This is a genomic window from Paenibacillus germinis, assembly GCF_013141785.1.
Classification (GTDB): domain Bacteria; phylum Bacillota; class Bacilli; order Paenibacillales; family NBRC-103111; genus Paenibacillus_E; species Paenibacillus_E phytorum.
The window spans coordinates 1-9,474 of record NZ_WHOC01000038.1 but is presented as its reverse complement, the minus strand read 5'-3'; the positions used below and the strand labels follow the sequence as shown (position 1 = coordinate 9,474).

Genomic DNA, 9,474 nt, shown 5'->3' with positions numbered 1-9,474 from the left:
AAGTGGAATCGTGTCTGTAACAGTATATTTCATCTTTACAGACGAGAAGATAGCGGAATGCTATCAAAACGAGCGAGTGATAGCAAAGAGAAGTTCGTCCCCCATGCTCAAACGTCAAGACATCATTCCCGAAGAGTGGTATCTTTAATGGATAGGACGAATTTCAACGGGATGGTGCTGTAAATGGAAACGTATATTATTACAGGCGGTTCAAAAGGACTCGGTGCTGCGATCATCCGGCAGCTTTTACAGCAGGGAGCAGCGATTCACTGCATTTCCCGCAGCGACAGTGAAGCTTTGCGCCAAGAGGCGCTGCGCGCGGAAGGTACACTTACCTTCCACGCTTACGACTTGGCGGACACGCAAGGCCTCGATTCGCTCATGGAGCGAATCCTCAGCACGGTAGATGAAGCGGATTCCATCACGCTCATCAATAATGCTGGCATGCTCGAGCCGATGACGTCGATCGGCCGAGCAGACCATGACGACCTGCAGCGCAGCTTGCAGGTCAATCTCATCGCGCCCGCGCTGCTGACGAACAGCTTCATTCGGCTCACGCAGGCGTGGACGATCATGAAGCGGGTCGCCATCATCTCCTCGGGCGCGGGGAAAAAGCCCTACCCCGGCTGGGGTGCCTACTGCACCGCCAAAGCCGGGCTCGATATGCTGACGCGCTGCGTGGGCGTCGAGCAGATGAATGAGCCGCACCCGGTGGAGATTTACTCCATCGCACCGGGTGTGGTTGACACGGATATGCAGCGGGAGATCCGCGCTGCTGAAGAAGTGGACTTCCCGCAGGTGAGCAGGTTCGTCCAGCTCAAAGAGCAGGGCGAGCTGCAATCGCCCGAAGCGACTGCGCAGCAGTTGATTCACCTGCTGCAGACGAATGCCTTCGAGCAAGGCGAGATCGCCGATCTGCGCACAAAAAAGCCCGAATCGTCATAATGATTCGGGCTTTTACCATACTTATTGAATACTCCCTGACACAGCAGTGCCTGATGACAGCTCTGAAGTACAGAACTTACAACGCGTAGCTTGTACAGGAATTTCTGACAAGCAGTGTGGACAAGATTTGGACGTTACCACTTTTTCTTTCGGCTCTTCTTTCTTACGGAACTTGCTTAGCTGTCTGATAACAAGGAAAATGACAAAAGCAACAATTAGAAAGTCTAGGAAAGTCGAAATAAATTGTCCGTAATTAAAGGTAGGTGCACTGGCTGCAGCCGCATCTTTAAGGGTATCGTAATGAACGCCATTTAATGAAATAAATAAATCATTGAACTTCACTTTACCAATTAGCAGCCCAACAAGCGGCATAATTAAATCATTCACGATCGACGTAATGACTTTCCCAAAAGCCCCGCCAATAATAACCCCAACAGCCAAATCTACCATATTCCCTTTGAAAGCAAATTCTTTAAATTCCTTTAGCATCGCTTCGCTTACCCCCATGAGACAATAATTGTTAGTATTGTAGCATATTTGATTACACGCAAACAATTGGAGGTGGGTTTCGGTTTGTCCGTTCATGGTGTTTTTGAGCTATGGCGATGTAATTAGGTTTGATGAATGAATATTTCGCGAAGCGCCTCGATTAAAACAGTGTGATCTTCAGACGTCCCAACTGAAATCCGCACATGATTAGGGAGGTTCCAAGCTCCGCCATAACGAATAATAATTCCTTTATTCATCAGCTTTTCATAGATATTTTTAGCGTCCGGGCCAAGCTCAACCAATAGGAAATTGCTCATACTGCGTGTGAAATTCAATCCCATTCCCTGCAAGCTATCATATAACTGCTCTCTTCCGCGAGCATTCATCTCACGTGTCGCATCAAGATGCTGATCATCCTTAATCGCTGCAGTAGCGCCAACTTGTGCTAAAGCATTCACATTGAATGGTTCTTTGACCTGACGGATACTATGCAAAATACTTGGTGACGCGATGCCATACCCTACACGAATACCGGCTAATCCATATATTTTCGAAAAGGTTTGTGTGACGACAATGGGGTAGCCCAAACGCACAAGCTCCAACCCATCGCTATAATCATCCGCCGTTACAAAGTGACTATAAGCCCCGTCGAAAATAACAAGAACATAGGAAGGGAGTTCCTCCATAAGCCGGTGTAAATCCTGTTTCTTCATATATGTGCCTGTCGGATTGTTAGGTGAGCAAATATAAAGCAGTTTGGTTTGTTCAGTTACAGCAGCGAGTATATCGTCAACATCATAACGGTAATCTTCACGAAGCGGTACTTGCACGACACTTGCGCCCATTAAATTAGCCCCGAATTCATATTCGCTAAAAGTTGGAGAAGGAACAATAATCTCATCCCCTGGTTCCAAAAATGTCTCCGAAATAAGTGTAATGAGTTCATCGGCTCCATTGGTTACAAGGACTTCATCAGAAGAAAGCTGTAATTTCTCCGCAATTGCCCCCCTAAGATCAATCGTGTCGGCGTCGGGGTAGCGATGGATATCGGTCAGATAAGCTTGAATGGCTGTTAGTGCTAGTGGCGAAGGGCCTATAGGATTTTCGTTAGAAGCAAGCTTGGTGACCTTTTCGATACCTAATTCTCGTTGAACTTCCCAAATGGGTTTCCCAGGAGAGTAAGGCTTCATGCGTGCAAGAACGCTGCGCGGGCGGATGTGTTTAATGATCCGACTCATAATAATCACTCCTATTTCATTTAAAATAATTTAATACGTTACTATAATAATACATTAACTTGGTAAAGTAGTAAAGTATATATAATCTCCATATCCCATTTTTTGGAGAACATAGTATAATACACGTATAAGGCGAATTCTTACTAAAGGAAGGGACTGCAGCATGATGGGGAAAAATAGATTTGGTATCCGTTCCAAGATTATGATTGGGTATATGTTCATCATTGTCTGTTTAACCATTTCATTTGTATTAGTTAATTATCAAGTGATCTCCATGCAGAAAGATAGAAATTATATCATCGAGCATGATTTTGCCGTCCATAATGAAACGAATCGTATCGAAAAATATGTGATGGATATGGAAAGCGGGCAGCGGGGTTATTTACTTACGGGTATTCTCAGCTATTTAGAACCCTACAACGTCGGCGAGTCGAAGTGGAGGGAGTCCTACAGTCGTCTCAGTCAGCTAACTCGAGATAATAGCATACAGGAGCAAAATCTTTCTTCCATTAAGGCGTCAATCGAACGATGGCTTCAGCAAAGCGGAGGAAAGTCCCTATCTTCGATGAGAAATAACGTTAATAACGAAACATATTTTGATTATAATTTTTTACTGGGGAAGCAAGTTATTGATGATATACGCTCACAGTTAGATCGCTTTCGCAGTGTTGAAATGGGACTTACCAAGGAAAGAGCAGCGCACTTAGATGCACAGAATCAGATGCTGACCACGTCTCTATTCGTCATGTTAACGCTTGTTGTAATATTTTCAATAGCAGCTGCATTATTAATTTCCCGATCTATCGTAGGGACGATTAAAAAAGTAACACGAAGTATTATGAATTTAAGTTCATCGAAGAGAGATCGTTCTAAACGTATACAAGTTACCATGAACGATGAGGTGAAAGATCTTGCGGAAGCTATGAATGTTCTGCTTGAGAATCAAGAAGAGATGGAGTGGCAGCAGCGAAAATTGACGGAAGTCGTTCATATGCTTCAAGGGATTTCAGATATGGAAACACTGGGGAAAGCCTTTATTAGTAAAGCGGCTGAGCTGTTTGATGCTTCTTACGGTCTTCTATATCTTCGTTCCTCCTATGAAGGCAAGGATTCTATGATTAAGTTGGCTTCTTATGCGGTCATGGGGGGGAGCGATGGCATTGGGGTTCACCGATTCAAATTGGGAGAAGGACTAGTCGGTCAATGTGCGATCGAGAAGCGAATGTTTCACCTAACCAATATACCGGATAGTTACATTACCCTATCGTCTGGACTTGGAGCGGCGAAAGCTCAAAGTGTTCTGATCGTACCCATTTTACATAACAATGAAGTTATTGCTGTCATGGAGCTTGCCTCCTTTGATAAATTTACTCCGCTGCAGCTTGAGCTGCTTGAAGATATTCTCGAAGTATTAGGTACAATTGTACATAGTGTGCAAACGCGTGTTGAAGTGGAGCGGCTTTTAAAAGAATATCAGATTATGACGGAAGAACTTCAAACGCAGCAAGAAGAACTGCACATGACGAATGAACAGTTGGAAGAACAGAATCGTTTTGCGGAAGAAAGGTCACGGGAACTAGAGAATATCAAAGCATCTTTTGAAGAACATGCGGTTCAGCTGCAGCAAAGTTCTCGATATAAATCGGAATTTTTGGCAAATATGTCACACGAACTCCGTACCCCATTAAACAGTGTGCTTATCCTTTCCCAAATGCTGCAAGAAAATAAACAGGGTTCGCTGACCAAAGAAGAGCAAGAGTACGCCCGTGTTATTCATTCTTCAGGGAATGATCTTCTGCATCTGATTAACGATATTCTTGATCTATCCAAAGTCGAAGCTGGCAAATTAGATATTCATGTCGGTGAAATGAATGTATCAGAGCTTCCAGATATATTGCGAAGTCAATTTGCAAAGGTGGCCGAACAGCAAAGTCTCACTTTTAGCATCGTACGTGATTCACAGGTTCCAGATATTTTCTATACGGATGAACAGCGATTAAGCCAAATTATTAAAAATTTACTCTCGAATGCCTTTAAATTTACACATAAGGGCTCTGTTCAGGTGAATTTGAGTATGTGCAGCGAGGAGCAGATTAAAGAGTTTCTGCCATTGGCTAAACATAGACAAGTTCTGGTCATATCCGTAAAAGATACAGGGATTGGAATATCTCCTGAGAAGCAGCAATTGATCTTTGAGCCGTTTCGCCAGGCGGATGGAACAACGAATCGTAAATATGGAGGGACAGGTCTTGGATTATCGATAAGCCGTGAATTAGCCCGACTTCTCGGTGGTAGGGTTATTATGCAAAGCGAAGAGGGAGTGGGTAGTACCTTCACGCTTTATGTTCCTTCATTGGAGCATGTCTTTAACGAAACTGAATCCATGCAGAAGGAAGCAGCAGCTGCGTCTTCCCCAATGATAAGTGACTTTCTGCTTAGGGATGCCTATAAGAAAGCCGCTGATCCAGCAGAGAGGAACAATTTTAGCGGAAGAAAAGTACTTGTCGTCGACGATGACGTTCGGAATGTGTTCGCTCTAAGCAATGCTTTTGAGAAAGAAGGAATACTGGTTACCGTTGCGCATAATGGACAGGAATGTTTGGAGATCATGAAGAAAGATCAAGACATCGATCTCATACTTATGGATATCATGATGCCCGTTATGGATGGTTACGAAGCCATGCGAATGATTAGGAAAGATACCCGATTTGAGAAAGTACCGATTATTGCATTGACGGCCAAGGCTATGAAACAGGACAGGGACATTTGCTTGCAAGCAGGAGCCTCCGATTATATTAGCAAACCGCTTAATTTAAGCCAATTGCTATCCCTGATGCGTGTATGGCTGACCAAATAGAAAGACCTTTGACCCTATCCATTTTTGGATGCGGTCAAAGGTCTTTTTTATTTGTAGATAAGAAAGTATAAGTTATATACTTTTGCTTCTCATCTACCTTGACAAACGCGCTCGTCCCAGAAGGACGACGAAGTCGTTTATCTTTGTATGAGGTTAATAATTAATGATAGCTTATTTCTTCAAATCCAAACGCACATCGCGACCATCGTCCTGCACAGATAGTTCTTTACCAGCAGCTTTCAGGGAATTAGCATAATTCACCCAAGCGTCCAGCATGATGGCGCCATCTTTCCAATCCTTCACTTCACCAAATACCGTAAAGCCATCGCCACTGCCAGTAGCCATAAAATCATTGGTTGTTACTTTGAATGTACGGTCTGTATTAAACTTGCCATCGACATAGATTGGTGTGCCATCTATCAGGGTGATTTTGGAATATTTCTCACCGAGTGGCTTCGTGCTGTCCCATTCTACTTTCAGGCCAGAGAATTGAATAGCCGGAAGATTTGTATACTTATCTGTAACTTCGAATGCTTTTTTGATTTGAGCAGCAGTCATTGTACCCGTTACGTTGTAATTGCCGAAAGGGAACACTTCAAACATTTTGCCATACGTCAACTCACCTTTGTCTACATCAGCGCGAATACCGCCAATATTAGTGAAGGCAATATCGGATTTCTCAGAAGCGCGCATGGCATCTGTGATGCTGTTTCCTAATTGGGAAGCGCCGTCGCGGTCAACTCCACCATTGGTAGCAAAGCGGAAAGATTTACGAGTTAGCGGCTCTGCAGTAACGACTTCAACCTCTCCGGATTTCGCGGAAATTTTGGCTTTATAATCTTCAACTGTTTGGTGAATCTTCGCATCAGCTGTCGTCAAGTTCGTATATGTTTCAAGCAAGCTTGCATTCGAGGATACGACTTGCTTTGTGGATTTGTCTACAAACAGTTGAATGTGCCCAACCGCATACAGCCAGCTTTGAGCCTCAACAACAGGAATACCATTCACGATACCGGCAACACGCATGTGGGAGTGACCGCCAACAATGGCATCAAGGGTACCATTTCCAGTACCTTTTGCAAGATCAGCAAGCTCACTAATGATTTCAGCAGACTTTTGATTTTGCTCACCTGGTAGGTGGGAGGTAACCATAATGATGTCGACACCTTTAGCGCGAAGCTCAGTAGACAATTCTTTAGCCATAGGAACTGGATTTACAAAGGAAAGGCCTTCAATGTTTGTAGATTTTGTAGTTGTTGTAGTCTGTGGCGTTGCGAAGCTGATGATACCAATTTTCAGGCCATCTTTTTCAACAATTACATAGGGCTGTGTCCAGTCAACGCGTTTACCCGTTTTATCATCGATAATATTAGCCCCGAGAATAGGGAATTTAGCTTTCTTAATGTTGTCGATCAGAACGTCGCGACCGAAGTCGAACTCGTGGTTTCCGATAGCCGCGGCATCATATTGCACTTGCGCCATCGTATCCATCACGGATTGACCATTCGTTGTATTGGAAATCAGCGTACCTTGCCATGCGTCTCCGCCATCAACGACGACTGTTCCACCTGGATTTACAGCACGGAAATCGGTCACGATACCACCGAGTGTTTCGATACCGCCTTGACCTTGATTGCGCTTTTTATCGAAGCCGACTTCGATTTTACCGTGAATATCGTTCGTAGTTAAAATATCAACCACTTTAAATAAAATAGGCTTAAGGGCCTTAGCTACTTCATCACGCGTTACTTCCGCAGTAGGGTTGAAGTTACCGTCAAGGGTAGGTGTGAAAATTCCACTGATGACAGCATAAGCGACATAAGGGCGGGATTCTTTAGCGATGGAGGAGGAATCTTTGAAGTAATTCAACACATTCTCGTTCACTTTTGGCAGTTGGCCGCCAGTTACGACTTTAACGATCAACTCAGCAAGCTCTTGACGAGTAACGGCAGCATTCGGGTGAAACGTACCGTCAGCAAAGCCGCTAATGAGTTTAGCTGCAACAGCATTCGCAACCGCTTGTTTTTGCCAATTTGCAAGGTCCGTGAACGTGACAGAACCAAGATCTGCACTTTTCAGCTTGGCAGCACGGTTAATCATTGTTACCACTTCAGCGCGAGTAGCAGCATTTGCACCACGGTAGTCGGTATCCCCGTAGCCCTCAATAGCGCCGTTATCAATGGCAAGACGCATATCTGATTTCATTGAAGCGGGAGAAGAGGGTGCTGCTGTTTCGGCAAATGCTAGACTGCTAGCGAAAGAACTAGTAAGAACGGTAACAAGAGCGAGCGCTGTAAGGCGGGTGGTCAATGTTTTTTTCATGTGTTAGAAATTCCTCCTTCAAATTAATATAACCGCGGTTAATAAACCCATCTATTAGTATAAGGGGAAATGGTAGATTTTGAGAAGTGAAGAAATTATTATTATATGAATGAACAAAAAAAGCCATTAACCTCCCAAAAGGTTACGTGGCTTGTCGTTCTGTGTAAACTTCAAAATGATAGATTGTATTGCGTGTCAGCACCCGGAAATCCAATCCGTCCCGATCTATGGCTTGAACTCTAGTTGTTTTGAAGGGTATATATTGATGGACGCCGGATAGGATCATTGGGCACCCAACTTCAGTAGGGTTCATTTCACGAAATGTTTGCCCTTGAATTTCATCAAAATTGAATCGTTCCGATCGATGCTTGGGTGTAATCCCATCCACTTCATAGATTTGAAGAAGCCTTAGTAATCGCATATTTGCACCCTCCTATCTCATCTTCTTTACTCTAGTATACACTGACTTTATATCTATGGCGAAATCTATGAACCTAACATAAACCTAATAAAGTTCTGACACTTTCCTAGATTCCAAATTATACAATTGAACCATTGATAATGGGGGTGTTAATGGGATGATGCACGCGAAAATTCTAGTCGGGGAAAAAGAAGTTCTTATGTTTTTTGAATCCATGTATCAGGATCATTTACAGATAGCGGCCCAAACCATAGTGAAGCATTTATCCAATGCTCAGGTGAGAAAAGTATTTGATGATATTGGTTTGGTCAATATTACGAATAAAGAAGTGACGCTCTTCTCGCTGGATGGCGAAATGGAAACGCTCCATATCACTTAAAGACGGTCTAGTCCTCTCATGCTCTTTTAGTTACAATAGAAGGAGAAGAATGAAGGAGGTTATGTACAGATGGCAGTTTTGAAAATGGAGCATGTCGGTGTAATGGTAGCGAACTTGGAAGCATCTATTCGTTTCTATGAAGATGTGATTGGACTTAAGCACAAAGGTACTTTGTTACATACGAATGGTGTGATCAAACTCGGTTTTCTTGGCTTTGAAGCATTAAATGAAACTGAAGTTGAATTAATAGAGGGTTATAACGCGGGTTTACCGCAAGAGGGCAAAGTTCACCATTTGGCCTTTACTGTGGATGATATTGAAGCGGAATTTACAAGAATCAAAGGATTGGGAGTTGAGCAGTTGGATGCTGAGATTACGACCCTTCCGAATGGCTCTAGATACTTCTTCTTTAATGGTTTAGACGGAGAGCGTATCGAATTCTTTCAATCTATACGTTGATTCGTTAATAAACTGCTAGATAAGGCAACCCTTCTACTCGAGTTGTAGATTCCCCCTTGAATTTTCCTTCAATAGATAGAATGGAATACAAATGAGCTTCAAAGGATGCAGAGGACTGCATCCTTTTTGTTTGGATATTTATGTAGGAACAATTCAAAACAATTGCAATTGTGGAACATTTCCAAAGGGGTTGTAATTGGTTTCTCTACGTGTTACATTATTCCTCGTTGCTTTGAAGGGGCAAATCACCATGAGTCATTAAATGGGACTTGCATTCAAACAGCAACCTATGTTACTATAGCCTTCCGACAGAGAACGACAGAAATTGACAAGAAAAAAAGTACTTGCAATTGATGAACGAGCT

Annotated in this window: 8 protein-coding genes; 4 read left to right on the top strand and 4 right to left on the bottom strand. The window is 43.3% G+C overall.

The genetic code is table 11. The features are described 5' to 3' along the window. The first annotated feature begins 183 nt into the window (after positions 1-183). A complete protein-coding gene (locus GC102_RS07455) occupies positions 184-945 on the top strand; it encodes a (S)-benzoin forming benzil reductase (protein WP_246320780.1) in 762 nt (253 codons plus the stop codon). 21 nt (positions 946-966) lie between these two features. Here the strand turns inward: GC102_RS07455 and mscL are convergent, their stop codons facing one another. Both mscL and hisC read right to left on the bottom strand, forming a co-directional pair. Continuing rightward, positions 967-1,434: a large conductance mechanosensitive channel protein MscL gene (mscL, locus tag GC102_RS07450; RefSeq protein ID WP_171688916.1), complete on the bottom strand. Its 468-nt coding sequence runs from the start codon at positions 1,432-1,434 to the stop codon at positions 967-969. A 122-nt stretch (positions 1,435-1,556) separates the two neighbouring features. Then, a complete protein-coding gene (gene hisC, locus GC102_RS07445) occupies positions 1,557-2,672 on the bottom strand; it encodes a histidinol-phosphate transaminase (protein ID WP_171688915.1) in 1,116 nt (371 codons plus the stop codon). A gap of 163 nt (positions 2,673-2,835) precedes the next feature. Here hisC and GC102_RS07440 point away from each other — a divergent pair, with 163 nt between their 5' ends. Then, on the top strand, positions 2,836-5,529 hold the full coding sequence (locus GC102_RS07440; protein ID WP_171688914.1) for a response regulator: 2,694 nt from the start codon (positions 2,836-2,838) through the stop codon (positions 5,527-5,529). A 171-nt stretch (positions 5,530-5,700) separates the two neighbouring features. On the opposite strand, the gene GC102_RS07435 is transcribed toward GC102_RS07440, so the two are convergent. Together GC102_RS07435 and GC102_RS07430 are read right to left on the bottom strand one after the other, a co-directional pair. Further along, on the bottom strand, positions 5,701-7,851 hold the full coding sequence (locus GC102_RS07435; protein WP_171688913.1) for a 5'-nucleotidase C-terminal domain-containing protein: 2,151 nt from the start codon (positions 7,849-7,851) through the stop codon (positions 5,701-5,703). 142 nt (positions 7,852-7,993) lie between these two features. Further along, positions 7,994-8,272 carry a hypothetical protein gene (locus GC102_RS07430; protein ID WP_171688912.1) on the bottom strand — a complete coding sequence of 93 codons (279 nt, stop codon included), beginning with the start codon at positions 8,270-8,272 and terminating at the stop codon, positions 7,994-7,996. 157 nt (positions 8,273-8,429) lie between these two features. Between GC102_RS07430 and GC102_RS07425 the strand changes: the two genes are divergently transcribed. After that, complete coding sequence (locus tag GC102_RS07425) at positions 8,430-8,651, top strand: hypothetical protein (protein ID WP_171688911.1); 222 nt, start codon at positions 8,430-8,432, stop codon at positions 8,649-8,651. Between the two features lie 69 nt (positions 8,652-8,720). Further along, positions 8,721-9,110, top strand: coding sequence for a VOC family protein (locus tag GC102_RS07420; protein WP_171688910.1), 390 nt, complete (start codon positions 8,721-8,723; stop codon positions 9,108-9,110). Positions 9,111-9,474 lie beyond the last annotated feature (364 nt).

What these genes read in the sequence shown, in the direction of transcription:
- hisC (WP_171688915.1), bottom strand. Translation starts at nt 2,672, where the DNA reads ATGAGTCGGATCATTAAACACATCCGCCCGCGCAGCGTTCTTGCACGC.
- GC102_RS07425 (WP_171688911.1), top strand. Translation starts at nt 8,430, where the DNA reads ATGATGCACGCGAAAATTCTAGTCGGGGAAAAAGAAGTTCTTATGTTT.
- GC102_RS07435 (WP_171688913.1), bottom strand. Translation starts at nt 7,851, where the DNA reads ATGAAAAAAACATTGACCACCCGCCTTACAGCGCTCGCTCTTGTTACC.
- GC102_RS07420 (WP_171688910.1), top strand. Translation starts at nt 8,721, where the DNA reads ATGGCAGTTTTGAAAATGGAGCATGTCGGTGTAATGGTAGCGAACTTG.
- GC102_RS07455 (WP_246320780.1), top strand. Translation starts at nt 184, where the DNA reads ATGGAAACGTATATTATTACAGGCGGTTCAAAAGGACTCGGTGCTGCG.
- GC102_RS07440 (WP_171688914.1), top strand. Translation starts at nt 2,836, where the DNA reads ATGATGGGGAAAAATAGATTTGGTATCCGTTCCAAGATTATGATTGGG.
- mscL (WP_171688916.1), bottom strand. Translation starts at nt 1,434, where the DNA reads ATGCTAAAGGAATTTAAAGAATTTGCTTTCAAAGGGAATATGGTAGAT.
- GC102_RS07430 (WP_171688912.1), bottom strand. Translation starts at nt 8,272, where the DNA reads ATGCGATTACTAAGGCTTCTTCAAATCTATGAAGTGGATGGGATTACA.